This is a genomic window from Pseudomonas phenolilytica, from assembly GCF_021432765.1.
Classification (GTDB): Bacteria; Pseudomonadota; Gammaproteobacteria; order Pseudomonadales; family Pseudomonadaceae; genus Stutzerimonas; species Stutzerimonas phenolilytica.
The window spans coordinates 2,522,978-2,547,535 of record NZ_CP058908.1 but is presented as its reverse complement, the minus strand read 5'-3'; the positions used below and the strand labels follow the sequence as shown (position 1 = coordinate 2,547,535).

At 58.6% G+C, this 24,558-nt stretch carries 22 protein-coding genes; 4 read left to right on the top strand and 18 right to left on the bottom strand.

The features are described from left to right. Positions 1-11 precede the first annotated feature (11 nt). Positions 12-2,579, top strand: coding sequence for a DNA mismatch repair protein MutS (mutS, locus tag HU825_RS12285; RefSeq protein ID WP_234303403.1), 2,568 nt, complete (start codon positions 12-14; stop codon positions 2,577-2,579). A gap of 131 nt (positions 2,580-2,710) precedes the next feature. Beyond that, entirely contained in the window at positions 2,711-3,034 is a 324-nt protein-coding gene (gene fdxA, locus HU825_RS12280) for a ferredoxin FdxA (RefSeq protein ID WP_008570000.1), read from the top strand. A 61-nt stretch (positions 3,035-3,095) separates the two neighbouring features. Here the strand turns inward: fdxA and HU825_RS12275 are convergent, their stop codons facing one another. The 5 genes from HU825_RS12275 to HU825_RS12255 all read right to left on the bottom strand — a co-directional run bounded on the left by HU825_RS12275 (position 3,096) and on the right by HU825_RS12255 (position 7,283). Next, positions 3,096-3,287 carry a CsbD family protein gene (locus tag HU825_RS12275; RefSeq protein WP_003290440.1) on the bottom strand — a complete coding sequence of 64 codons (192 nt, stop codon included), beginning with the start codon at positions 3,285-3,287 and terminating at the stop codon, positions 3,096-3,098. A 91-nt stretch (positions 3,288-3,378) separates the two neighbouring features. Next, the gene (locus HU825_RS12270) at positions 3,379-4,377 is read right to left on the bottom strand and encodes a glucosaminyl phosphatidylglycerol flippase (RefSeq protein ID WP_043296628.1); all 999 of its coding nucleotides are present in this window, start codon (positions 4,375-4,377) and stop codon (positions 3,379-3,381) included. Further along, positions 4,374-5,135, bottom strand: coding sequence for an N-acetylglucosaminyl phosphatidylglycerol deacetylase (locus tag HU825_RS12265; RefSeq protein WP_167137596.1), 762 nt, complete (start codon positions 5,133-5,135; stop codon positions 4,374-4,376). The genes HU825_RS12270 and HU825_RS12265 overlap by 4 nt, the downstream gene beginning before the upstream one ends. Continuing rightward, a complete protein-coding gene (locus HU825_RS12260) occupies positions 5,128-6,243 on the bottom strand; it encodes an N-acetylglucosaminyl phosphatidylglycerol synthase (RefSeq protein ID WP_003290444.1) in 1,116 nt (371 codons plus the stop codon). The genes HU825_RS12265 and HU825_RS12260 overlap by 8 nt, the downstream gene beginning before the upstream one ends. Positions 6,244-6,407: 164 nt before the next feature. Next, positions 6,408-7,283 (bottom strand): YihY/virulence factor BrkB family protein, encoded by an 876-nt coding sequence (locus HU825_RS12255; protein ID WP_003290446.1) that lies wholly within the window; start codon positions 7,281-7,283, stop codon positions 6,408-6,410. 149 nt (positions 7,284-7,432) lie between these two features. Here HU825_RS12255 and HU825_RS12250 point away from each other — a divergent pair, with 149 nt between their 5' ends. Next, on the top strand, positions 7,433-9,880 hold the full coding sequence (locus tag HU825_RS12250) for an acyl-CoA dehydrogenase (RefSeq protein ID WP_234302132.1): 2,448 nt from the start codon (positions 7,433-7,435) through the stop codon (positions 9,878-9,880). A 136-nt stretch (positions 9,881-10,016) separates the two neighbouring features. Then, the gene (locus HU825_RS12245; protein WP_138299673.1) at positions 10,017-10,424 is read left to right on the top strand and encodes a PA2817 family protein; all 408 of its coding nucleotides are present in this window, start codon (positions 10,017-10,019) and stop codon (positions 10,422-10,424) included. 360 nt (positions 10,425-10,784) lie between these two features. Here HU825_RS12245 and HU825_RS12240 read toward each other — a convergent pair whose 3' ends face one another. The 13 genes from HU825_RS12240 to pseG all read right to left on the bottom strand — a co-directional run bounded on the left by HU825_RS12240 (position 10,785) and on the right by pseG (position 24,555). Beyond that, positions 10,785-12,788: a polysaccharide biosynthesis protein gene (locus tag HU825_RS12240; protein WP_234303402.1), complete on the bottom strand. Its 2,004-nt coding sequence runs from the start codon at positions 12,786-12,788 to the stop codon at positions 10,785-10,787. Between the two features lie 128 nt (positions 12,789-12,916). Further along, positions 12,917-13,468: a sugar transferase gene (locus HU825_RS12235; RefSeq protein WP_234302131.1), complete on the bottom strand. Its 552-nt coding sequence runs from the start codon at positions 13,466-13,468 to the stop codon at positions 12,917-12,919. Positions 13,469-13,488: 20 nt separating this feature from the next. After that, complete coding sequence (locus tag HU825_RS12230) at positions 13,489-14,433, bottom strand: UDP-glucose 4-epimerase family protein (protein WP_234302130.1); 945 nt, start codon at positions 14,431-14,433, stop codon at positions 13,489-13,491. Further along, the gene (locus tag HU825_RS12225) at positions 14,430-15,182 is read right to left on the bottom strand and encodes a glycosyltransferase family 2 protein (RefSeq protein ID WP_234302129.1); all 753 of its coding nucleotides are present in this window, start codon (positions 15,180-15,182) and stop codon (positions 14,430-14,432) included. The genes HU825_RS12230 and HU825_RS12225 overlap by 4 nt, the downstream gene beginning before the upstream one ends. Before the next feature lie 9 nt (positions 15,183-15,191). Then, positions 15,192-16,601 carry a mannose-1-phosphate guanylyltransferase/mannose-6-phosphate isomerase gene (locus HU825_RS12220; protein WP_273526409.1) on the bottom strand — a complete coding sequence of 470 codons (1,410 nt, stop codon included), beginning with the start codon at positions 16,599-16,601 and terminating at the stop codon, positions 15,192-15,194. 1 nt (position 16,602) lies between these two features. Further along, positions 16,603-17,094 (bottom strand): GDP-mannose mannosyl hydrolase, encoded by a 492-nt coding sequence (locus HU825_RS12215; protein WP_234302128.1) that lies wholly within the window; start codon positions 17,092-17,094, stop codon positions 16,603-16,605. Between the two features lie 16 nt (positions 17,095-17,110). Then, positions 17,111-18,088: a GDP-L-fucose synthase gene (fcl, locus tag HU825_RS12210; RefSeq protein ID WP_284692195.1), complete on the bottom strand. Its 978-nt coding sequence runs from the start codon at positions 18,086-18,088 to the stop codon at positions 17,111-17,113. Positions 18,089-18,090: 2 nt separating this feature from the next. Beyond that, complete coding sequence (gene gmd, locus HU825_RS12205; protein ID WP_234302127.1) at positions 18,091-19,209, bottom strand: GDP-mannose 4,6-dehydratase; 1,119 nt, start codon at positions 19,207-19,209, stop codon at positions 18,091-18,093. Further along, positions 19,191-20,447 (bottom strand): hypothetical protein, encoded by a 1,257-nt coding sequence (locus tag HU825_RS12200; protein WP_234302126.1) that lies wholly within the window; start codon positions 20,445-20,447, stop codon positions 19,191-19,193. Before HU825_RS12200 ends, gmd begins: the two co-directional genes overlap by 19 nt. Next, positions 20,444-21,841, bottom strand: a complete 1,398-nt coding sequence (locus HU825_RS12195; protein ID WP_234302125.1) for a capsular polysaccharide export protein, LipB/KpsS family — start codon at positions 21,839-21,841, stop codon at positions 20,444-20,446. Before HU825_RS12195 ends, HU825_RS12200 begins: the two co-directional genes overlap by 4 nt. Then, positions 21,834-22,904, bottom strand: a complete 1,071-nt coding sequence (pseI, locus tag HU825_RS12190) for a pseudaminic acid synthase (protein WP_234302124.1) — start codon at positions 22,902-22,904, stop codon at positions 21,834-21,836. Before pseI ends, HU825_RS12195 begins: the two co-directional genes overlap by 8 nt. A gap of 11 nt (positions 22,905-22,915) precedes the next feature. Further along, positions 22,916-23,431: a UDP-4-amino-4,6-dideoxy-N-acetyl-beta-L-altrosamine N-acetyltransferase gene (gene pseH / locus HU825_RS12185; protein ID WP_337957717.1), complete on the bottom strand. Its 516-nt coding sequence runs from the start codon at positions 23,429-23,431 to the stop codon at positions 22,916-22,918. After that, complete coding sequence (pseG, locus tag HU825_RS12180; protein ID WP_234302123.1) at positions 23,428-24,555, bottom strand: UDP-2,4-diacetamido-2,4,6-trideoxy-beta-L-altropyranose hydrolase; 1,128 nt, start codon at positions 24,553-24,555, stop codon at positions 23,428-23,430. Before pseG ends, pseH begins: the two co-directional genes overlap by 4 nt. Between the last annotated feature and the right edge of the window lie 3 nt (positions 24,556-24,558).

Sequence of the window (24,558 nt, the reverse complement as noted above, 5' to 3'; positions counted from 1 at the left end):
TGAACAAGGCAATTTCCGATCTTTCGCAGCACACGCCGATGATGCAACAGTACTGGAAGCTCAAGCGCGAGCATCCGGACCAGCTGATGTTCTACCGCATGGGCGACTTCTACGAGCTGTTCTACGACGACGCCAAGAAGGCCGCGGCGCTGCTCGACATCACCCTCACCGCGCGCGGTCAGTCGGCGGGAACGGCGATCCCCATGGCCGGCATTCCGTTCCACTCCGCCGAGGGCTACCTGGCGCGACTGGTCAAGCTTGGCGAATCGGTAGTGATCTGCGAGCAGATCGGCGACCCGGCCACCAGCAAAGGGCCGGTGGAACGCCAAGTGGTACGCATCATCACGCCGGGCACGGTGAGCGACGAAGCGCTGCTCGACGAGCGCCGCGACAACCTGCTGGCGGCGGTAGTCGGCGACGAGAAGCTGTTCGGCCTGTCGGTGCTGGACATCGCCAGCGGCCGCTTCAGCGTGCAGGAACTCAAGGGCTGGGAAACCCTGCTCGCAGAACTGGAGCGCCTGAGCCCGGCAGAATTGCTGATTCCCGACGACTGGCCGCAGGGCCTGCCGCTGGAGAAACGCCGCGGCGTGCGCCGTCGCGCGCCCTGGGATTTCGATCGCGACTCGGCCTTCAAGAGCCTCTGCCAGCAATTTTCCACTCAGGACCTCAAGGGCTTCGGCTGCGAGAACCTGACCCTGGCCATCGGCGCCGCCGGCTGCTTGCTCGCCTACGCCAAGGAAACCCAGCGCACCGCCCTGCCCCACCTGCGCAGCCTGCGCCACGAGCGCCTCGATGACACGGTGATCCTCGATGGTGCCAGCCGGCGCAACCTGGAGCTGGACGTCAACCTGGCCGGCGGTCGCGAGAACACACTGCAATCGGTCATGGACCGCTGCCAGACCGCCATGGGCTCGCGCCTGCTGACCCGCTGGCTGAATCGCCCGCTGCGCAACCGCGAGGTCCTCGAAGCACGCCAGGACTCGATCACCTGCCTGCTCGAGCACTACCGCTTCGAGCAGCTGCAGCCGCAGCTCAAGGACATCGGTGACCTGGAACGCATCCTCGCCCGTATCGGCCTGCGCAACGCCCGTCCGCGCGACCTGGCGCGCCTGCGCGACGCGCTCGCTGCGCTACCGCAGCTGCAGGCCGGCATGCAGGATCTGGTGGCACCGCATCTGCTCGGACTGGCGACAAGCATCAGCACCTACCCGGAACTGGCCGACCTGCTGGCGCGCGCCATCATCGACAATCCGCCTGCGGTGATTCGCGACGGCGGTGTGCTCAAGACCGGCTACGACGCCGAGCTGGATGAGCTGCAGTCGCTCTCCGAGAACGCCGGCCAGTACCTGATGGATCTGGAGACCCGCGAGAAAGCGCGCACCGGGCTGGCCAACCTCAAGGTTGGCTACAACCGCGTGCACGGCTACTTCATCGAGCTGCCGAGCAAGCAGGCCGAATCGGCGCCGGCCGACTACATCCGCCGGCAGACGCTCAAGGGCGCCGAGCGCTTCATCACCCCGGAACTCAAAGAGTTCGAGGACAAGGCGCTGTCGGCCAAGAGCCGTGCTCTGGCCCGTGAAAAGCTGCTCTATGACGAGCTGCTGGAACTGCTCATCGGCCATCTGCCGCCCCTGCAGGAAAGCGCCGCCGCACTGGCCGAGCTGGACGTGCTGAGCAACCTCGCCGAGCGGGCGCTGAATCTCGATCTGAACCGCCCGCGCTTCGTCGAGCAACCCTGCCTGCGCATCGAGCAGGGCCGCCATCCGGTGGTCGAGCAGGTGCTGGAGACGCCCTTCGTCGCCAACGATCTCGCCCTCGACGACGCCACCCGCATGCTGGTCATCACCGGGCCGAACATGGGCGGTAAGTCCACCTACATGCGCCAGACCGCGCTGATCGTGCTGCTGGCGCAGATTGGCAGCTTCGTGCCGGCGGCGGCGTGCGAGCTGTCGCTGGTGGACCGCATCTTCACCCGCATCGGCTCTTCGGACGATCTCGCCGGCGGGCGCTCGACCTTCATGGTGGAGATGAGCGAAACCGCCAACATCCTGCACAACGCCAGTGACAAGAGCCTGGTGCTGATGGACGAAGTGGGCCGTGGCACCAGCACCTTCGATGGCTTGTCGCTGGCCTGGGCAGCCGCCGAGCAGCTGGCGAAGCTGCGCGCCTTCACGTTGTTCGCCACTCACTACTTCGAGCTGACCGTGCTGCCAGAAAGCGAGCCCGTGGTGGCCAACGTGCACCTGTCGGCCACCGAGCACAACGAGCGCATCGTCTTCCTCCACCATGTGCTGCCGGGGCCGGCGAGCCAGAGCTACGGCCTGGCGGTGGCGCAGCTGGCAGGCGTTCCGGGCGAGGTCATCCAGCGCGCCCGCGACCATCTGTCGCGCCTGGAAACCACCAGCCTGCCCCACGAAGCGCCGAGAATGGCAGCTGGCCAGTCCGCGCCTCCGGTGCAGAGCGATCTTTTCGCCAGTTTGCCGCATCCTGTGATCGAGCAATTGCGTCGAATCAATCCCGATGATCTGTCTCCGCGACAGGCGCTGGACCTGCTATACAGCCTTAAATCGCAAGCCTGATGCGCCAATAAACTGGTAGAATCGCGCGCAATTTTTTTGGATACGGTGGCGTTTGCCTGGTGCCACCCTGTCTGCTGCCGCACAGGAGCGTCTGCCAACGCTGCCTGACCCGCCTGAGGAGATAGCTAGAAATGACCTTCGTCGTCACCGACAACTGCATCAAGTGCAAATACACCGATTGCGTGGAAGTCTGCCCGGTGGACTGCTTCTACGAAGGCCCGAACTTCCTGGTGATTCACCCGGACGAGTGTATCGATTGTGCCCTGTGCGAGCCGGAGTGCCCGGCCCAGGCGATCTTCTCCGAAGACGAAGTGCCGGACGATCAGCAGGAATACATCGCGCTGAACGCCGATCTGGCCGAAGTCTGGCCGAACATCACCGAGAAGAAGGACTCGCTGCCGGATGCCGAAGAGTGGGACGGCGTCAAGGACAAGCTGCAGTACCTCGAGCGCTGATCGCCCGTTGCGACGAAAAATGCCCGCATTCGCGGGCATTTTCATGTGTGCAGCGCACCGATCAGGCCCGGTCGATGCCCTTCTTCAGCGTATCCTTGACGTCACCCTTGACCTGCTGGGCGTCACCCTTGATCTCCTGACGCTGCCCTTCCTCCTTCAGCCGCGGATTGTCGGTGGCCTCGCCAATACCCTGCTTGATCTTGCCGACAGCTTCGTTGGTGTTGCCCTTGATCTTGTCTTCGGTGCTGCTCATGGCGGCTCCCCTTTGCTGCTGAGTGATCGGTTACAAAGGGTGGACCGGGTGCGCGCGCCGATAGTTTCCTCCCGGCCATCGGAACGGCGCGTCAGGTCGTCGCTCGCCGGCTGCGCATCAGTCGATTGAGCAACGGTCGCCCGGCCAGTTGCAGGAACACCGGGGCACCCACGATCAGGTAGAAGTAATAGGTGACGAAGCGCCAGATCAGGATCGCCGCCGCCGTGCTGGATTTACCCACCATCGGCGTCAGCAGCGCGGCCGAAGCCAGCTCGGCGCTGCCGGCGCCGCCAGGCAGCAGGCTGAGCTGACCAGCCGTCAGCGCCAGAATCTGCACCACGAAGGTCCAGGCCCAGGCGATCTCGCTCTGCAATCCGCGCAGCGTCAGATACAGCACACTGAAGCGCAGCAGCCAGTGCAGCGTGGTCAGCACGAATACACCGAGCAGCACCCGGCGCGGCAAGCGGAAGCAATCGAGCAGCGCATTGCGAAACCCCAACACCTTGCGCGCCCAGCGTCGCCGCCGCTTCGCCCGCATTCCCAGGTGCCTGACCAGCCAACCGTTGAAGCGAAACACCTGGCGATGGAAACGCCCGAGCAGCCCCAGCAGTATCAGCACACCGAGCAGCAGCGCCGCGCTGAAGCCCAGCAGACTGCCAACATAGGCATTGAAGGCATGGGTCATGGCATAGATCAGCACGCCGACCAGCGCGCAGGCGAAGAACAGCAGGTCGCTGAGCTGCTCCACCGCATAGGTCGCCGTGCCTCTTGCCGGTGTCACGCCCTGGCGCATCAGCAGAGCCATTGCGGTCAGCGGCCCGCCAGCACCGCCGGGCGTCGCGCAGATGGCGAACTCGGTAGCCACCACGATGCCCAGCGCACGCCGCTGGCCGAGCGTGCGCCGGCCGACCAACAAGCGCAGGCGCCAGGCATTCAGATACCAGCCGGCGAGCACCATGCCGAGCATGCCCAGCAGCAACCCGGGTGGAAAGCGCAACAGTCGCTCGAACAAGCCGGTACCACCCAGCAGCAGTGGCACCAGTGCCGCGGCGAGCAACGCACCGAGCAACAGCCAGGCGCTGCGGTTCATGCCGGTTGACTCATCAGCGGCTGCTGGCGCAGCCATTCGATCTTGCTGACCGGGCGCCGCCCCTCCGCGAGCAGGCGTTGCAGCAGCTGCAGCCAGTAGTGGCGGGAGAACTCGTGACGCATATCCACCGGGTGCAGGCCCAGACGCAGCAGCGGCGCCGCTTTGTGCTTGCGCAGCTGTTGCTCGCAGACCAGTCGCGACAGCCCGCGACGCCAGGCGCTGCGCGCGCTCCAAACCAGCCCTGGCGCGGTGATCGGCGCAAAGTCCGGCAGGCGGTAGAACCGTTGCGGATCGCTGGTATAGCTCAGGCCACTGCCCCGCAGGGCCTGCCGGGTACCGACGCTCATTAGCCAGGCCGGCGCGACAAAGCCATGCAGCGGCCAGCCCTGCTCGGCAAACAGCTGCATGCCCTGCTCCAGCCGTCGGCGTGCCTCGGCTTCGGCCAGCGCGTAGAACTCCCCTTCATGGGTATAGATGCGGCGCATGAACCAGTCGCGCGGCGTGCGCGGCGCTGGCGCGTCGTCGGCGTGGTAGTAGCCATGCAGCACCAGCTCGTCGCCGCGCGCCAGGCGCTCACCGAGCAGGTCGAGAAACCACGGGTGCGCCTGCAGCGGATTGCGCCGGTGGAAGTCCGGCACTACCAGCCAGGTGATGGGGATCGTGCCGAGCGCATCGACGGCCTCGACAAATGGCCGGTAGTCCGGCCAGGTTTGCGGCGCCACATCGTGCAGCACCAGCATCAGCACTGGTTCAGCCATGTACCGCCACCGGCAGATCGGCCATACCCAGCACGGCATGGTAGTGAGCGAGCAGGCCGGCGACCACCGCATCCCACGCGTGATGGGCCTCGACATGCTGGCGCGCCTGCCTGCCGAGCCGCTGCGGATCATCCTCGAACAGCTCCTGCACGGTCAGCGCCATCGAGCGCGCGTCCAACGGCCGGCACAGACGGCCAGTGTGCGGCGGCACCAGTTCCGGCAACGCACCAGCACGCGCGGCCACCACCGGAATGCCGCTGGCCATCGCTTCCAACGCTACCAGGCCGAATGTCTCCTGATTGCCGGCATGCAGCAGCATGTCGCTACTGGCCAGCAGCCGCGCGACCTCGCTGGCCGGACAGAATTGGTCGATCACCGTGACGTTGCCCGGCACCCGGTGCGGCATGCTCGATCCTACCAGCAACAGGTGATACGGCCGGCCGAGGATGCGCGCGGTCTCCAGCAGGACAGGCAGGTTCTTCTCGCGCGAGCCGCGTCCGGCGAAGATCAGCAGGCGGCAATCTTCCTCCAGCCCCAGCTCGCTTCGCAGATGTGCGTCGCGACGCGTCGGGCTGAACGTTTCCAGATCGACGCCCAGCGGCTGCACATACACGTTGCGCACCCGCAGCGCCGTCAGCTTATCCGCCATGACCTGACTGGGCGCCAGCACGCGGTCGAAACTGCCGTACAGCCGCGAGACATAGCCGTTCATGTTGGTACCCAGCCAGCCACCGATGCGGTTGCTGACCAGCAAGGGCAGATCGGAGTGGTAGAAGCCGATCACCGGAATATCCAGCCGGCGCCCGGCATCCAGCGCCGCCCAGGCGGTCATGTACGGATCGCCCACTTCGATCAGATCGGGGCGCAGTGAACGCAGCAGATTACGCCAGGGACCGCGACGAATCGGAAAGCGATAACCCTTGCCGAACGGCAGGGCCGGGGCTGGCACCTCGTAGATGCCCGCATGCTGCTGATAGCTGCTGCCAGGGACAAGAATGCTGTGACGAACGCCGGAATAAAGCTGCAGGCGGCGGTGCTTGGCCTCGAGGTAGGTACGCACGCCGCCACTGGCCGGCGCGTAAAACATGGTCATATCGGCGATGTGCAAGATGCAACGTCTCCATCCGGTTTCGGCCCAGAACCCCGGAATTGCCTCGGCGCCGCTGGTCGGCCGCCCCGCCATGCCGCTGCAGCTCGCAGGAATTCTGTAATGAACGGTATGGACCCTTCTGCAGAATAGACGTTCGCCGTACCGCTCGCCGGGCGGGCCGGTCAGGAATCGGCAGTTTTCTCGCCCGGGTCCTTGCCCTCGACCGAGTGGTGCTCGATTACCGCATTCAGCTCGGCCCCCAGCAGCAGCACCGCGGCGGAAATGTAGAAGTACAACAGCAGCACGATGATTGCGCCGATGCTGCCGTAGGTGGCGTTGTAGTCGGCAAAGTTCTGCACGTAGATGCCGAAACCTACCGATGCGGCGATCCAGACGATCACCGCCAGCACCGAGCCGGGCGTGATGAAGCGGAACTCCTGCTCCACATCCGGCGTGACGTAGTACAGCACGGCCACCAGCAGCATCATCAGGAACACCACCACCGGCCAGCGCAACCATGCCCAGAGCAGCACGATCGTCTCCTTCAGGCCGACGAGATCGGCCAGCCACTCCATCACTTGCGGACCGACGATCATCAGCCCGGCGCTGGCAAGCAGAATCACGGCGGTGCCGATCGTATAGAGCAGCGACAACAGCATGAGCTTCCAGCTGGGCCGCCCCTCGTCGACGTCGTAGGCCCGGTTCATTGCATTCATCAGCGAACGGAAGCCCGCCGACGCCGTCCACAGCGCCACGAGGATACCGACCGACAACAGCCCGCTTTTCTGTTCCTGCAGCTGGTCGATCACCGGATTGACCTGCTCCATCGCCACCGCGGGCAGTGCCAGCGCCGCCTGTTCACGCAGCCAGGCGAAGAACTCCGAGAGGTTGAGAAAGCCCAGCAGGGCCATGAGAAACAGGAGGAACGGAAACAGCGAGAACAACGCCCGGTACGCCAGCGCCGAGGCGTAGGTGGACATGTCGTCGTTGCTGAATTCCTTGATCGTGCGCTTGAGCAACGTGCCGAAGCCGATGCCACGCGTATCCAGAAATGCCATACCGCTCCCCGCCAACTGATCTGTCTGAACTGGGACGATAGCCCCGCGCAAGAGTTCGGGCGAGATCACCGCCGGGCACGCATCGCACCGGCATGCGGCGAGGACGCCTATGCTGTCAGCACACCCACGTCGATAAAGGAACGCTCTCCATGACGTTGATCTGGTTGCTGGTCCTGTTGCTTGGCCTCGTCGTCATCGCACATCTGCGCTTGGCGCTCGTCCCGAGTCTGGCCCTGGTTACGCTCTATCTGCTGGCGATGAGCGCCGCCGACGAGGTGTCCGGCTGGCTGGTCGCCCTGCTCTGGCTGCTGCTGGCCGTCATCGCGGTGCCGCTGGTGATTACCGATATCCGCCGCCGCTACGTGAGCGAGCCGCTGTTCGACTGGTTCAAGCGCGTGCTGCCGCCGATCTCTGATACCGAGCGCGACGCCATCGAGGCCGGCACCGTGTGGTGGGATGGCGAACTGTTCAGCGGCAGGCCGGACTGGAACGTCCTGCTCGCTTATCCGCCGGCCCGCCTGACGGACGAGGAACAGGCGTTCCTCGACGGCCCAACCGAAACGCTCTGCGCGATGGTCAGCGACTGGGACATCGCCCAGCGCCTCGACCTGCCTCCCGAAGCCTGGGACTACATCAAGACGCAAGGCTTCTTCGGCCTGATCATCCCCAAGGAATATGGCGGCAAGGGGTTTTCCGCCTACGCCCATTCGCAGATCGTGATGAAGCTCGCCACGCGCAGCGGCGATCTGGCCAGCACCGTGATGGTGCCCAACTCGCTCGGCCCGGCCGAACTGCTGCTGCACTACGGCACCGACGAGCAGCGCAGCCATTACCTGCCGCGCCTGGCCAGCGGCACCGACGTGCCCTGCTTCGCGCTCACCGGCCCCTATGCCGGCTCCGACGCCGGCGCGATGCCCGACAGCGGCGTGATCTGCCGCGGCCAGTGGCAGGGTGAGGAAGTGCTCGGCCTGCGGCTGAACTGGGAGAAGCGCTACATCACCCTCGGCCCGGTCGCCACCCTGCTCGGTGTCGCCTTCAAGGCCTACGACCCGGAGCATCTGCTCGGCGAGGCGGACGAGCTGGGTATCAGCCTGGCGCTGATCCCCACCGACACCCCCGGGGTCGAGATCGGACGTCGCCACCTGCCGCTCGGCGCGGCATTCATGAACGGCCCGAACCGGGGCAAGGACGTCTTCGTCCCGCTCGATGCGCTGATCGGCGGACGCGACATGATCGGCAAGGGCTGGATGATGCTGATGAACTGCCTGTCGGTCGGTCGCTCGATCTCGCTGCCGGCCACCGGCGTCAGCGCGGCGAAGGTGTGCAGCTATGCCAGCGGTCGCTACGCGCAGATCCGCGAGCAGTTCGGCGTGCCACTGGCGGCCTTCGAAGGCATCCAGGAGCCGCTGGCGCGCATCGGTGGCAACGCCTGGCTGATGGACGCCGCGCGCACGCTGACCGCCAGCGCGGTGGACCTGGGCGAGAAGCCCTCGGTGCTCTCGGCCATCCTCAAGTACCACCTCACCGAGCGCGGCCGCCAGTGCGTGCGCGATGCGATGGACATCCACGGCGGCAAGGGCATCATCCTCGGGCCGAACAACTACCTCGGCCGCCTGTGGCAGGCCGCACCGATCTCCATCACCGTCGAGGGCGCCAACATCCTCTCGCGCAATCTGATGATCTTCGGTCAGGGTGCGATTCGCTGCCATCCGTTCGTGCTCAAGGAAATGGCGCTGGTCCACGAACCGGATCGCGATGCCGCCGTCAGCAAGTTCGACGGACTGCTGATGCAACACATCGGCTTCGCCGTCGGCAACGCCGCCAGCACCCTGGTGCTCGGCCTGACGTTCGGGCGTTTCGGCAAGGCGCCAGGCAACGACCTGAGCCGCCCATACTTCTTGGCGCTGAATCGTATCGCCGCCGCCTTCGCGCTGCTCGCCGACCTCTCGATGTTGCTGCTGGGCGGCGAACTCAAGCGTCGCGAACGCCTGTCGGCGCGCCTGGGCGATGTACTCAGCCACCTCTACCTCGCCTCGGCGGCGCTCAAGCGCTACCACGATCTGGGCCAGCCCGCCGATCAGGAGGCGCTGCTGCAATGGGCGCTGGAAGACTGCCTACACACATGCGAAACCGCTCTGCGCGACATCCTGCGCAACTTCCCCAATCGCATTCTGGGCTGCCTGTTGGGCGCACTGGTCTTCCCCTTCGGCGCGCGCCATCCAGGCCCGTCGGATGCGCTGGATGCCGAGGTCGCGACCATCCTCGGTCGTCCCGAAGGCGATCCGGCGCTGGCACGCGTGCTCGATGGTTTCTATCGACCGCAGAGCGCGGACGAGCCGCTGGGCAGCTTGCACCATGCCCTGCATAGCCTGATAGCCAGCCAGCCGGCGGCGAAGAAACTGCACCAGGCGCTCAAGAGCGGCTCGCTCAAACCGGCACCGGGCAGCGATCCGCTCGCGGCCGCGCAGGAGGCGGGGATTCTCGACGAGAACGAGGCAAACAGCCTGTACGCCGCCGAAGCCGCCCGCCGACGTGTTATCGATGTGGACGACTTCAGCCAGGAGGAACTGCGGCTGCCGCCCGGATGCGTGCGTTAGCGGCACCTGACGAGGCAGCATCTCAGCTGGCGCCGCGTGCCGAACCCTCGGCACGCCCGCGAGTCAATCGAACAGGCCCGCCCGACGGCGCGCCTGTCTATAATCGCGCCCCCAGAAACCCGACACAGGTGCACACATGGCCAACTCTTATCACGATCACAACCTTGCCCTGCTGGCCCATCTGCGCGGCATCCTGCTCGCGATGGGCGAAGCCGAGCAGGTTTCGGAAGAAAGCCACGCGCTGTTCCTCGAACGCTTCGATGAACTGATCATGAACCTGCAGAACGTGCCGGAAGAGCGTCACCTGGGCCAGGATCTGATCTGCCAAGTCTTCCACCGCTACCCGCAGATCGCCCATCTCGTCCCGCGCGACCTGCTGTGGTTCTTCGGCGGCGATTGCCTGCACTTCATGCCTGACGAAGAAATCGCGATATTCCAGCAACTCGAAGAACGCCGCTACGAAGCCGAGCAGAACGACGAGCCGTTCGACTGGAACCATGAAAAGCAGCTGCTCAGCCTGCCGGAAGAAAGCCCGCGGCATTAATCATTCGGGCAACGCCGGCCGCTTGCGGTTGCGTGGTGGTGGTAGTGGTGGTGGAAAACGCCGCGCGGTTTTCCACCCTACGCATATGCCAGCCGCCCCCGGTAGGGTGGACAACGCGAAGCTTGTCCACCATGCCTTGCAACGGGAAGCCCGACCAGCGCTTGCGGTTTGCGGACGAGGGCGGGTGAAAAACGCTGCGCGATTGTCCACCCGGGCCGGACAAGTACGCTTGTAGGGTGGGCTTCAGCCCACCAAGGGGCCGGCGCCAAAGCCAGGGCGCATGGCCGAGACACGCAGCGATGGGCTTTAGCCCACCCTACACACTGCACCCGGAAGTACCTCAACCGAAAAGAACGCCCTTCACTCCCCCGGTTCCGCTCGTCGCTGCTGATAAATCCAGTCGACGATCTCCCCCTCCGGCTTGTAGCCACTCACCACTTCACGCAGCAGCTGACGCACCTGCGGGTAGTCATCTTCATCGACAGCCGCCATCAAGCGGCTGAGCAGCACTTTTAGCTGATCCCACGAGAGGTACTCCTCGTTCGCGGTCATGATCATCGGATGCTCCGTGGGGCTGACGTTGTCGCCGATCAGCAGCTCCTCATAAAGCTTCTCGCCAGGGCGCAGCCCCGTGTATTCGATGGCGATATCGCCATGCGGACATTTCTCCGAGCGAATGCTCATGCCGGAAAGGTGGATCAGCTTCTCGGCCAATTCGGCGATGCGCACTGGCTGACCCATGTCCAGCACGAACACATCGCCTCCCTGCCCCATAGAGCCGGCCTGAATCACCAGCTGCGCGGCCTCGGGAATGGTCATGAAGTAGCGCGTGATCTTGGGATGAGTGACCGTCACCGGGCCGCCAGAGCGAATCTGCTGGTAGAAACGCGGAATCACCGAACCCGAAGAGCCCAACACATTCCCGAAGCGCACCATCGTAAAGCGCGTCTTGTTGACGTGATGCACCGCATCGTCGCAACCGAACAACACCGGCGCCGCTTCGCGACTCAGCGCCTGCAGAACCATCTCCGCCACGCGCTTGGTGCTGCCCATGACATTCGTCGGCCGCACCGCCTTATCGGTGGAGATCAGCACGAAGTTCGCCACGCCAGCCTGCACGGCTGCCTGGGCAGTATTCAGGGTACCCAGCACATTGTTCAGTACGCCCTCGGCGACGTTGTGCTCAACCATCGGCACATGCTTGTAGGCGGCCGCGTGGTAGATCGTCTGGACCTTCCAGGTCTGCAGCACATCCAGCAGGCGATCAGCATTGCGGATCGACCCGAGAATCGGCACCAGCCGGGTGGAAAGCGCCTCCCGCTCGATTCGCCGCTCCAGCTCCATATGAATGCTGTACAGGTTGAACTCGCTATGCTCGAACAGCAGCAGCGTTTCCGGCGCGTTCGCCAAGATCTGCCGGCACAGCTCGGAACCGATCGACCCACCCGCCCCAGTCACCATCACGATCTGGCCACGAATACAGCGCTCGAACAACGCCTGCTGTGGCGGCACGGCATCACGACCCAGGAGGTCGGCGATATCCACCTCCTGAATGTCCTCGACCTGCACTTTACCGCTCGCCAGATCCATGAAGCCCGGCACGCTGCGCACGTGCAATGGCAAATGTTCAAGCATCTCCAGAATCTCGCGCCGCCGTGCGCGCGAGGCAGAAGGAATCGCCAGCAGAATCTGGCCGGCTCCGGTCTCGTCCACCATCTGCGGAATGTGCTTGGCCGAATAGACACGCAGCCCGGCGATGGAACGGTTATGCAGGTTCGGGTCATCGTCGATGAACGCCACCGGCCGCATCGCCCGGCCCATACGCAAGGCCGCCACCAACTGATTGCCCGCCGCACCTGCACCGTACACCGCAACCTTGGGCAACCCGGCATCCTTGCCTTTGAACTTCGTAAGCGACACGGGAGAAAACCAATCCCCCATGAAGTACTGACGCATGACCAATCGTAGGCCACCAATCAAGACCAGGCTGAGCCACCAGTAGTTGAACACCATCGAACGCGGAATCAGCTTGGGCGCATCGGTGCGCCAGTAGACCGCAAGCGACAGCAGCAGCGCCGAGAGCGTCACCGCCTTGGCGATAGCCATCAGCGCGTCATTGCCGAAATAGCGCATCACTGCGCGGTACATACCGAAGCGGATGAAGAAGGGAATGGCAATCAGCGGGGCGATACCGAACAACCAAGCATGGCCGTCAAGCGGCTCGATATTCTTCGAGTCACCCAGCCGCACCACGAACGCCAGCCAGAGCGCCGCCCATACCAGCACGATATCCGTAGCCACCTGGATAAGGCGCTTGTAGCGCCGCGGTAGCGAGACCAGTCGAGCACGCAGTTTTTCAGCCAACCTCAACACATCAGGCCCCTTCCTTAAGCGCAAACCACTGAAAGCCAGAACACAGCAACGATCAAAGCAAAGCACAAGCTCATGGGATATGGACCGGCTGCGGCAAACGCCCCCAAGAGCGCGACCGCTCAACGCACGACCCGGTCTCCCGAACCTTTGCCAGCCACCGTCATAAAGATGTATTTGAAATAATCCGCCACGGTTAGGCTTTGGATCATCTTCTGGTCCGTTTCCGCCAGCAAGGCCGGGGTAGACATATCGATCTCATTGACTTGCGCCAACCCGGTAATGCCGGGGCGTACATCGAACACACCACGCTTGGCGCGCTCGGCCGTCAACTCAGCCTGGTTGAACAGGCCGGGACGCGGTCCCACCAGACTCATTTCGCCCTTGAGCACATTCCAGAGCTGTGGCAGCTCATCCAGCTTGGTCTTGCGCAAAAAATGTCCGAAGCGGGTAATGGAAGCACTACTGGCCAGATGAGTGGCAACCGATGCGGTATCCAGTTTCATCGTACGGAACTTGACCAAGGTAAAAGGCTTTTGATTACGCCCAACCCGCACCTGCCGGAAAATCGGCGAGCCCGTATCGAACAACCCAATGATCGTCAGCGCCGCCAGTACGGGGAAGCCGAGAAGCAAGCCTAGAAGCGCGAATACAAAATCGAAAACACGAATCACACCGGTCACCTACAACACAGTCAATTTGAGGGTTCAAAGCAACGCCGCAGACCCTCTTCCACCGTGTAGGGCGGCTTCCAGTCCAATAGCTCGCACGTCTTGCTGATATCTACTTGCAGCGAACCCAGCAATCGCTGGGCCATAGCCTTTCTGCCCAACAGCGTAGCGCCGAGCTGGAGCATCCCGGCAGGAACGGGAATCAGCCTAGCAGGCTTACCCATTGCACCGCCCACACCACGCAACAGCTCAGTTGTCGATAGATCCGCCCCATCCCCCGCGAGGAACACTTGATTGGCAGCAGCGGGATGATCAATGCAGCGGATAATCAGGTCGACTAGATTGTCGATGCCAACCAGTGAGCGCTTGTTGCCGACCGCGCCGAAAGGCAAGGGAATCCCTTTATCTACAAGTTTGATCATGCTGGCGAAATTTCCCTTTACCCCGGGGCCATAGACCAGCGGAGGTCGAATGGTGACTACCTCCATACCGGTTTCGGCAGCTAGCTGCATCAAGCCCTGCTCGGCTTCGAGCTTGGAAATGCCATACGGGTCCTCCGGTGCCGGAACAGCGTTGGCTGAAAAGGGCCTCCCAAGCGCTGTGGTCTCACCATTGACCTTAATCGAGCTAATGAAAATAAATCGCTTAACACCTGCGGCCACTGCTTGCCTAGCAAGATTCAAAGTGCCATCAACATTCACTCTACGGTATTCCGCCAGAGGGTTGTGCACCTCGTCTTTCATAATATGAGCCCGCGCGGCCGCATGAATTACCACCTGCTGACCAAGCAGAGCCTCCGACCAATCGTTCGAGGCACAAAGGTCTCCTACAAAAAACCTTCCATTCCTTCCATCTTGGGCTAGAGGCGAGCGCACCGCGGACGAAAGGGTGATCTGATTCTGCCGATATAGATGAGCGACAACCGCGCGCCCCAAGAAACCAGTCGCACCGGTCAACAGGACCCTCATAGAAATACCTGCTTAATATATTTTACAGGCAATCGAATCAACAGCATCGGCAGACATGAAAAAATGCCATTCTCCCGCAGAGAACGCAGCATCTCGCGAGTAGAAACCAAGTTACTTTTCCAACCCGCAGTGCTCGCTCCGCCGGTACGCATTCTCACCCAGCAAGCACCTGTTACTTGATACTTCGCTCGATTGATTAGCAACAATCTTACGAGCAAGTCAAAATCCGCCGCGATCTTATAACCTAGCTTGTAAAGCCCTACGCTCTCATAGGCAGTTTTCCGTATAAAGATCGCAGGGTGTGGTGGCATAAACCCCAGACGAAACATCCACGGTCGAAAGTCCGTCGCGCGATAAGTTCTCACCGGTCTTTGCAGATCTTCGTCTGACACGAAATCCACATCCCCCATCAATACTTCCAACTCTGGATCAGCCGCGAAGGCTTCAGCGACCTCTTGCAGCACCCGTGAATGGCGATAGAAATCATCTGAGTTGAGGATACCTACAACTTCCCCTGTCGCCCGCTGGACACCTTTATTCATCGCGTCGTAGATCCCGCGGTCAGGCTCGGAAATAAGCTGAGTAACCAGTCCGGGATAGTTACGTACCACATCCAGTGTCGCATCAGTAGAACCGCCATCGACCACGATATATTCCAGGTCCAGATAGCCTTGTGCCTGTACCGAGTCGAGTGTCGTTCCGATAGTGGCAGAGCTGTTGTATGCCACCGTAATTACTGAAATCTTCAAGCTGTCACCTTAGGCACGCCCATACTGGTCTTCGAGCCGCACGATATCGTCTTCACCCAGATAGGAACCCGACTGAACTTCAATTAGCTCCAACGGAATGACCCCGGGGTTTTCCAGTGCATGTACTTGGCCTACGGGTATATAGGTCGATTGGTTTTCGGTGACCAAGTAAGTCTTGTCGCCGTTAGTTACCCGCGCAGTCCCGCTGACCACGACCCAATGCTCCGCCCGGTGATGATGCATTTGTACAGATAGCTTGGCGCCCGGCTGAACGGTAATGCGCTTGACTTGATAACGGTGCCCGCTATCAATGGCGTCATATACCCCCCACGGGCGATAGACCTCCCTATGATTAAGGTGCTCATGGCGGTTATCAGCCTTGATGCGCTTGACGATTTTCTTCACGTCTTGCACTTGGCTTTTGTGGGCGACCAGCACCGCGTCCTTGGTTTCCACGATCACCAGATCCTCGACGCCTACCGTTGCCACCAAGCGACTGTCGGCGTGAACAAAGGAGTTGCGAGTCCTATGACCCAGAACGTCTCCCTTGAACACATTTCCTTCGGCATCCTTCTTACTGGTCTCCCAAAGCGCTGCCCATGATCCAATATCGCTCCAGCCAGCATCCAGCGGCACCATGACTGCGTCATCAGCCTTCTCCATCACCGCATAGTCGATGGAATCCTCCGGACAGGCCGCAAATGTGGCTGCATCTACTCGAACGAAATGCATATCCCGCGTGCCTGCCGCGAGCGCCTCACGGCAGGCCGCCAGTATTGACGGCTGATGACGCTCCAACTCCTCCAGATATCGGCTAGCTCGGAACATGAACATACCGCTGTTCCAAAAATATTCACCGCTCGCCAAGTATTCCTCTGCAATCTTCAGACTCGGCTTTTCCACGAAGCGGTTCACCGCAAAGCCGCCCTCGCCAAGCTCCTTGCCTTTCTCTATATAGCCGTACCCGGTTTCCGGATTCGTCGGAACGATGCCGAACGTAACGAGCTTGCCGCCGATAGCGAACGGCATCGCCGCTTGGATACTGGAGTGGAAGGCGTCCACATCCTGAATCAGGTGATCCGCGGCCAACACGAGCAGAATCGGGTCATCGCCCTCCTGTGTTGCCTGCAGCGCAGCCAAGGCGATTGCCGGTGCGGTATTCCGTCCAACAGGCTCGAGCAGAATACTGGCCTGCTCCATGCCCAACTGGCGGAGCTGCTCTGCAGCGAGGAACCGATGCTGCTCGTTGCAGATCAGCAGAGGCAAACCCGCTTCGAGACCATCCAGCCGGCGGATGGTCGACTGCAGCATGGATAACTGCGCATCGGTCAACGCCAGAAATTGCTTGGGATTCAGCTGCCGCGATAACGGCCACAGACGCGAGCCCGAACCGCCGGCCATAATTACTGGTAGAAGCATTTTATTTTCCTTTGCACATATGCATACGCAGCGCATCCAAATATGCACGTGAATTACTATGCACCTTGGCGCTGGCCTCAATTTCAATGATTGGCCACCAGCGATAGGCGCTGTGCTGCTCAATAGGCGCCTTGAGCAAATGATCAATAGGCAATTGCAGGTGATAGGCAAGCACTACATAGTGGGTATCAATGCCGTCCTCGGCCGTACCAAAAACGCTATCTGTATAGAAATGCTCGTATATGCCAAGCAGTCCCGCAGAAGCACGGTCGAAAGCACTTCCCAGCTCGCCAGAAGTGAGACGTCGGAACGCTTCATCGAGAGTCTCGTTCTTCTGGATACGACCACCTGGCACGAACCAGAAGCCCTGAGCCGGACGATTCAGACGATGGCCGAGAAGCAGCTCGCCATGCTCGTTCTGAACAACAAGGTCAATGGAAACCAACGGAGTAGAAGCCACTACGCCCCGAAAAGTATCCTCGTCTAGCCACATGCAAGCACTCCTGCAGTCACTGCGACCGTGCCTGTTCGACATTCGCGACATACCATCCATAGGCGTTACGCAAACCATCTTCCAACGTGATGCTGGCTTCCCACCCGAGACTCTTGAGACGAGCGACATCCATCAGTTTGCGAGGCGCACCGTCCGGCTTGTTGCTGTCGAATGTCAGCTGTCCCTTGAAGCCGGTGACGCTGGCGATAGTTTCCGCCAGCGTTCCAATAGTGCAATCCAAGCCGGTACCAACATTGATGTGCGAAAGCATTGGTTGCGTTGCAGCTTGGTAAGCGGCCTTATCAAGCTCCATGACATGGACGCTGGCTGCAGCCATATCATCGACATGCAAGAACTCACGCATCGCCTTACCGCTTCCCCAAATCACCACTTCTTTGTCGCCGCGCTGAACAGCTTCGTGGAAACGCCGTAGCAATGCGGGAATCACATGGCTGTTATCGGGGTGGAAGTTGTCATGCGGGCCATAAAGGTTGGTCGGCATGACGCTGCGGTAGTCGCGCCCATGTTGTCGGTTATAGCTTTCGCAGAGCTTGATCCCGGCAATCTTGGCGATTGCATAAGGCTCGTTGGTCGGTTCGAGAGTAGCGGTCAGTAACGACTCCTCTCTCATCGGTTGGTCGGCGTGCTTGGGGTAAATGCATGAGGAGCCGAGAAACAACAGCTTCTGCACGCCATGCACATGCGCCGCGTGAATGATATTGGCCTCGATCATCAGATTTTCGTAGATGAAATCAGCCGGGAAGACATTGTTGGCGTGTATGCCACCGACCTTTGCTGCGGCTAGATAAACCTGATCGATCGCATGGGACTGAAACCAGGCGTGCACCGCCTGCTGATCGAGCAGATTAAGCTCGTCCCGTCCGGCAGTCAGGATATTGTCGTACCCCGATGCCCGAAGACGGCGGACAATCGCCGAGCCAACCATGCCGCGATGGCCTGCCACGAATATGGTCTGGTTCAATTCAGGGGCCACAATCAGTTCTCCATCGACACCGGTACGTCATGACCATGCTGCTTGAGCAACGCATGGCGGCGTGCCGCGGTGAGATCCTCGCGAACCATCTCGGCACACATCTCCTGGACTGTAATTTCCGGCACCCAGCCCAGCTTTTCTTTCGCCTTGGTAGGATCGCCCAGCAACGTTTCCACTTCGGCAGGACGGAAATAGCGCGGGTCAACCCGGACGATCACATCGCCAACGTTAAGCGCAGGCGCCTTGTCACCTTCGATGGATTGGACGACGGCAGTCTCGTCGACGCCTCGACCTTCGAAGCGCAGCGTGATACCCAACTCCTTTGCCGACCACTCAATGAATTGCCGCACAGAGTACTGGACGCCCGTAGCGATAACGAAGTCCTCCGGCTTTTCCTGCTGCAGCATCATCCACTGCATACGTACGTAATCCTTGGCGTGGCCCCAATCGCGCAGCGCGTCCAGATTGCCCATGAACAAACACTGTTCCAACCCTTGAGCGATATTCGCCAATCCACGTGTGATCTTGCGGGTTACGAAAGTCTCGCCACGTCGTGGAGATTCGTGATTGAAAAGAATGCCGTTGCATGCATACATGCCATAGGCTTCTCGATAATTCACAGTGATCCAGTAAGCATAGAGTTTCGCTACCGCGTAGGGCGAACGCGGATAGAAAGGTGTGCTCTCCCTCTGTGGAATCTCCTGCACAAGGCCATAGAGCTCCGACGTAGAAGCTTGGTAGAACCGCGTTTTCTTCTCCAAGCCAAGTAGCCGAATGGCCTCCAACAGTCGGAGTGTGCCCATCGCATCGACGTCGGCCGTGTATTCCGGGGATTCAAAACTCACAGCCACATGAGACTGAGCACCCAGATTGTAGACCTCATCAGGTTGCACTTCCTGAATGATACGTGTCAGGTTGGACGAGTCACTTAGGTCTCCATAATGAAGCACAAAATTTCGATTATTTACATGCGGATCCTGATAAATATGATCTACACGCTGCGTATTAAACAGCGAAGCTCGACGCTTTATCCCATGGACTTCATAGCCTTTTTCCAACAAAAGCTCAGCTAGATAGGAGCCATCCTGACCAGTAATGCCTGTTATAAGCGCTCGACGCACAACTCTCTCCTTCTAAAAATCATAGAAACAGCTAGATAAAAACCTAACAGCACTGGAAATAACGGATCAAAAAAAGAGAACGAAAAAAGACAAACAATAAATGCCAAGAAATAACTACAACTTGCAAAAAACAACAACGATGCCCAACGGGAAGAAAACAGGTCGCGCAACGAAAAAAGAAAAACCACTGAAAGCAAAAAATAAACCAAAAGACCCGGCAAACCAAACAACAGATAGAAGTGCAAAAACATCACATCACTTCCGTTTTTTATCCAACTAGACGTGATCTTCCAAGCCTCATTATAATCAAAATAATTATATTCCGCGCCAAAGCCACACCCTACCAAAACACCACAGTCATCAGACACCTTTGAAAGCACGGCGACCAAATCTCCGGCCCTCCCAGAAGATGCCGCATCTATATCAGCATAACTAAGCCCCGAGGGTATACTCATAGATATCCGAAGGAAAAGGTTATCAAGCACAACCCCTCCCTGGGAATAACCCACCAAGACTGCAAGCAGCCCAGCAAGCGAAGCCACAAGAAATATAATCCCTGAGTTTAATTTAAAATGCCCGCACCTCAGCAGCCATAAAAACTCGCGCAACCCAACCATTAAAGACAAGCAAAAAAAAGCAACCCACATACCTCTCTTAAGAGTAAGCATCACCGCAAGCAAACAGAGCAACAAAAAAAACCAATTCCTTTTCCACAAAAAAAACGAAAAAGCCATGCACAAAAACGGAAACGTTATTGAAGGGTTATGCTCAACACCCCTAAAAAAATGCACAAACAACAAACCAAATAAAGCAAAAATAACTCCGTAGCGCCAAATCGCGTCTTGCTCATAGAATTGGCTAAAAGCTTCTTTACATCGAAACAACTCCCTACCAACCAAAGAACCTAAAAACATGAACAAACAGAAAAAAACATAATACACAAGATGCACACCAGCACCCGCATGCATGCCACGAAAATAAACTCCAACTAGAAAGCCATACAAGCCAAATAAAACGGCAAAAAAAGAAAAAAATACCAATACACTATGCGCCGAACGAGATATGCACGAACAAAAAAACACGAACGACAATAAAAACACCGCACCTTTTACATAATTCAACGAAGAATAACTTATAACACCATAGTAGGCAAGCGAGTAAGTCGAATACAGAATGAAAACAAAAATCCCGACAAAGGATAAAAAACTCCATTTTTTATTCCTCAAATAAAAACTCAAGCAGACCCCCTAAGCGATCCCAGCACATCACCTTCACAAGCCAGACAAAAAGACACCGCTATCTCTTCTATTTTCTTTCTATGCTCCAAACTATCTGCCGACCAACTCCCATCATTAATAAAATCACCCTTCAGCAACTGAGCAAGCAAAAATGAAATAAGCTTATTTTGTTCAACTTCACTAATCGGATTTCTTTTACAAAATTCGAGCTTACAAAGCATATCATCCAAATCAGGGTTTATCTTTATCGGGAAAAACCTTGGACCTGATGCATAAAAGGGCCTAGCAAGACCGAAAACAGCTTTTCCGCGCAATAGAGCCTCAAACCCCACAGAACCAGTCCAAACAAGCACCGCGTCTACTTTTTCTACCAGAGCATTTGATGCGACAAAAGTTGGTGCAATAATCACAGCACTGCTTTTCAGCTTCTTATAAAACCAGGCAGGCCTACTGCCAAATACTGAAGGATGCTCTTTGACCACTATCGAGAACTTTACAGAAAGGCGGTCTATCACTTCAAACAAGGTATCGTAATAGCTGATGACATCAGCATTGCTGCACCAGTAATCTACAGTGCACTCTGGAAACATCTGCAGCGGAATATATAAAGTTGGCAGGCCAGACCTTTCTAATACCTGCTCCCAATCAGCTCTACCCGGGTCAGAAGGAGGAACCAAGTGAAAGTGATCACTCGAAATTAGGTGAGAAGCCCAATAATGGTAATTATAATAATCACCACTTACCAACCTCTTAGCAAAGAAATATGGAACTCTAGCCAAATTAGCAGCCCAACGACGAAGCAGCGAATAGCGAGGACGTGAAACTGACTTTTTATTAAAGCTAGGAGTGTAATTGGCGCCAAGCAGCCTATCCCTAAGCTCTTCAATCGCGAGAACATCCACACTGTTACCTTTTGTGCTCTCTCCCCTAGCGCTCACTCTATAGTAACCATTTACAAAAGTTCCTATGAATCCTACGAATGGCACCCCCCTCAATCGTGAAACAATACGAAGCAGGTCAATAACATACGAATCAACCGTTAGCGACAGCACAAGACACGGCTTATATTTATCAAACGAAGCACTAATCGCCTCAAACATTGCAAGAAGATGACGATTCGCAACGTCTCTAGGAAGGCGACGCAGCAACCTGCAACGAACTATAACGTCGACTTGCTCATCGAGACTAAAACCGATACAACTAATCGCCTCGCGCGGAATTCGCTTTAGATTTTCGTAATAATTAGAAACGATTGCCCCCTCATCAAATTTTACATGTTCACTTACACGAATCACTTTAGCATTAGGTGCTATTTTTTCACCGAGATATGTAAACTGATCTACGTTCCATGGCCGAACGTAGCAAAATACATTTCCAGAATCTAATTTATTCAATATTATTTACCTTAAGCATGCGCGCGTGGACTGCTGAGTTTTTACATGCCGGAACGCCTAGTTCCGAGCCAACTACGCAATCCCAGAACTTAGGCGCTAATCCAAATCCTGGCCTTACACTTCGGATCGCGTCAGGTGTTATTACGTCCCCCGCTTTCAAATCCTTCACGAAGTAAAGTGACCGCCGAAACTGCGCATTCCCCTCCTCGCTGGATTTCCTTCCATAGTTCACTTCCCCCAACGCAGACCACGCTATTTTGCTATCACGACACAGGGCCGCGAGCTCTGCCGGCTCCAGCGAGAAGCTATCGTCTGGACCACCACCGTTGCGGTCGAGGGTAAAGTGCTTTTCGATTATGGAGGCACCGAGCACCACACTGGCGATAGCTGTGGTGTTGTCCAAGGTGTGATCGGACAGGCCTGTAACCAGGCCGAAACGCCGCATCATGTCTGGGATGGTGTGCAAGTTGTAATCCTCTGCCGGGGCGGGGTAGCCGCTAACACAGTGGAGGATCGCCAGTTCCTTGCAGCCGCCTTCGCGGGCAGCGTCGATCGCTTCTTGTATTTCTTCGGCATCAGCCATGCCGGTTGAGATGATCATCGGCTTGCCGGTACCGGCGACGTACTTGATCAGCGGTAGGTCGATCGCTTCGAAAGAGGCGATCTTGTAGGCCGGAGCGTTTAGATCCTCCAACAGGTCGACGGCCGTGTTGTCGAACGGCGAGCTAAAGATGGTGATGTCGTGCGTGCGGGCGTGCTCGAACAGTGGCTTATGCCAGTCCCAAGGCATATGGGCTTCTTGATAGAGCTGATAGAGGGTCTTACCGTCCCACAGGCCGCCATGGATCTGGAACTCTTCTGAGTCGCAATTCAAGGTGATGGTATCGGCGGTGTAGGTCTGCAGTTTGATCGCATCGGCGCCGGCCTTTTTGGCTTCTTCGATGATCCTCAGCGCAGTTTCCAGCCTACCGTTATGGTTGGCGGAAAGTTCGGCAATGATGTAAGGCGGTTCGTCAGCCGCGATACGGCGTCCGGCGATGCTAATGCTAGGAACATTCGACATGATCGGTTCTCTCATAGGTTCGCTTGCCATTCGCTAGCAAGCAGGCCAAAGCACACTACGTCGTGGTAATTCTGGCCATCAAAATGTTGGTCACGGAGGATACCTTCCTGCTGGAAGCCCAGATTCAGGTGGAAGCGGACGGAGCGTTCGTTAAAGTGGAGGGCCTGGGCGCAGAGCTTGTGTACGCCCACCACCGAGAACGCGTACTGCAGGGCAGCCTGTCCCAGCTGTTTCCCGGTCCCCTTTGCGGCATCTGGCGCCGCGTAGAAACCCCAGTCTGCTATTCCGCCTGCAGCTATTTGGTGAAGATTGATGAAGCCCATTGGGGTGGCTTCGTTTTCAAATATCAACAGGTGGCGGCTTGGGTCCAGCGAAGCGTGTTCGAACCAGCGCCGATGTTCGTCAAGCGAAATTTCATGCTGGGTGTACATATAACGGCGCACATCCGGGTGGTTGCGCCAAGCAAGGATGGTTGCGAGATCGGTAGCAGCCATCGGCCGTACCCGTGGTTGCAAAATCAACGTCACGGCAATGACTCCATTAGATGGACAACAGTGTTCACGCCCCTCCCATCGACGATCCGTCTAGCCGATCGGCTCATGAACTGCAGGGACGCCGGATGCTGAGTCAGGTGCCGTAACAAGCCGGGGAGGCACGAGCCGATATCTTGCAACTTCTCGATAATCCGGGCCGCCTTACTCTGTTCTAGACCTTGCGCGACCTGCCGCTGATTGTCGGCTAGCACTAGCATGATTGTTGGCAGCCCGAGGCAGCAGCGCTCCCAGGAAGTCGCGCCTGCCGCGCCAATCGCCAGATCGCTATCAGCCATCAGGCGGGCCATATCACTGACGCCAACCAGAACTTCGGTAGCCCAAGGCATGCTGATTGCCTGCTGCTTCACTTCGCTCAGCCAAGGGGCAGTCGACCCCATGATCACGGTGATTCGACAATCGTCTGGGAGCGGACAGCCGCGAAGCGCGTCCAGCACTCGGCCTGTAGCGTTGTCCTTGTCGACGCCGCCCATGGTGATCAATAGCTGACGCAACTGCGGCTTCACGCGGCGCTGCAGGCTATAGGGACGTTGTGCGGCAAACTCCGGGCGAAGCAGCGCATATTGCGAACCACAGAGCAATTGGCAGTCGCCAGGCATTCGCGCGCGGTAGTCCTTGCCCTGGCGACCAAACGTCTGGTCTAAAAGCAGGTCGCACACATGCGACCGGTCGGCCAGATCATCAATGACCATCAGCCTGTGACAGTGGTGCTTGAGCGCCTGCTCCCAGCGCGCGTCCAGCGCGTAGTGATCTACAACCAGCCAATCGGGGTGCAGTTTCGCGACAATCGGTTCGCAAGCTGCAGCATCTTCAGCCTGGCTGGCACCGAGCCAATCACCATGAGCGGTAGACTGCTCGCCGCTCTCCGCCTTGTAACCGGACACGTCCGCTCCTGACCGATCCTGAACAACAGCCAGTTCATGGGTGATGTAGCCCTGGCTGCGGATCAGATCAAGTAGGTTGCCGGGATGTGCCCGGCAGATGAATTCGCATTTAGCCCCAGCAACTCTGAGCGCATCAGCTAGGGTTAAGCAGCGCATCACATGGCCCGTACCCATCTGAAGCGAAGCATCGACTCGGAAAACAACAACTCGATTCATCGT

What these genes read in the sequence shown, in the direction of transcription:
- pseI (WP_234302124.1), bottom strand. Translation starts at nt 22,904, where the DNA reads ATGTCGAATGTTCCTAGCATTAGCATCGCCGGACGCCGTATCGCGGCT.
- HU825_RS12230 (WP_234302130.1), bottom strand. Translation starts at nt 14,433, where the DNA reads ATGAGGGTCCTGTTGACCGGTGCGACTGGTTTCTTGGGGCGCGCGGTT.
- pseG (WP_234302123.1), bottom strand. Translation starts at nt 24,555, where the DNA reads ATGAATCGAGTTGTTGTTTTCCGAGTCGATGCTTCGCTTCAGATGGGT.
- HU825_RS12250 (WP_234302132.1), top strand. Translation starts at nt 7,433, where the DNA reads ATGACGTTGATCTGGTTGCTGGTCCTGTTGCTTGGCCTCGTCGTCATC.
- HU825_RS12255 (WP_003290446.1), bottom strand. Translation starts at nt 7,283, where the DNA reads ATGGCATTTCTGGATACGCGTGGCATCGGCTTCGGCACGTTGCTCAAG.
- HU825_RS12220 (WP_273526409.1), bottom strand. Translation starts at nt 16,601, where the DNA reads ATGCTTCTACCAGTAATTATGGCCGGCGGTTCGGGCTCGCGTCTGTGG.
- fdxA (WP_008570000.1), top strand. Translation starts at nt 2,711, where the DNA reads ATGACCTTCGTCGTCACCGACAACTGCATCAAGTGCAAATACACCGAT.
- HU825_RS12270 (WP_043296628.1), bottom strand. Translation starts at nt 4,377, where the DNA reads ATGAACCGCAGCGCCTGGCTGTTGCTCGGTGCGTTGCTCGCCGCGGCA.
- HU825_RS12245 (WP_138299673.1), top strand. Translation starts at nt 10,017, where the DNA reads ATGGCCAACTCTTATCACGATCACAACCTTGCCCTGCTGGCCCATCTG.
- HU825_RS12265 (WP_167137596.1), bottom strand. Translation starts at nt 5,135, where the DNA reads ATGGCTGAACCAGTGCTGATGCTGGTGCTGCACGATGTGGCGCCGCAA.
- HU825_RS12215 (WP_234302128.1), bottom strand. Translation starts at nt 17,094, where the DNA reads ATGTGGCTAGACGAGGATACTTTTCGGGGCGTAGTGGCTTCTACTCCG.
- HU825_RS12275 (WP_003290440.1), bottom strand. Translation starts at nt 3,287, where the DNA reads ATGAGCAGCACCGAAGACAAGATCAAGGGCAACACCAACGAAGCTGTC.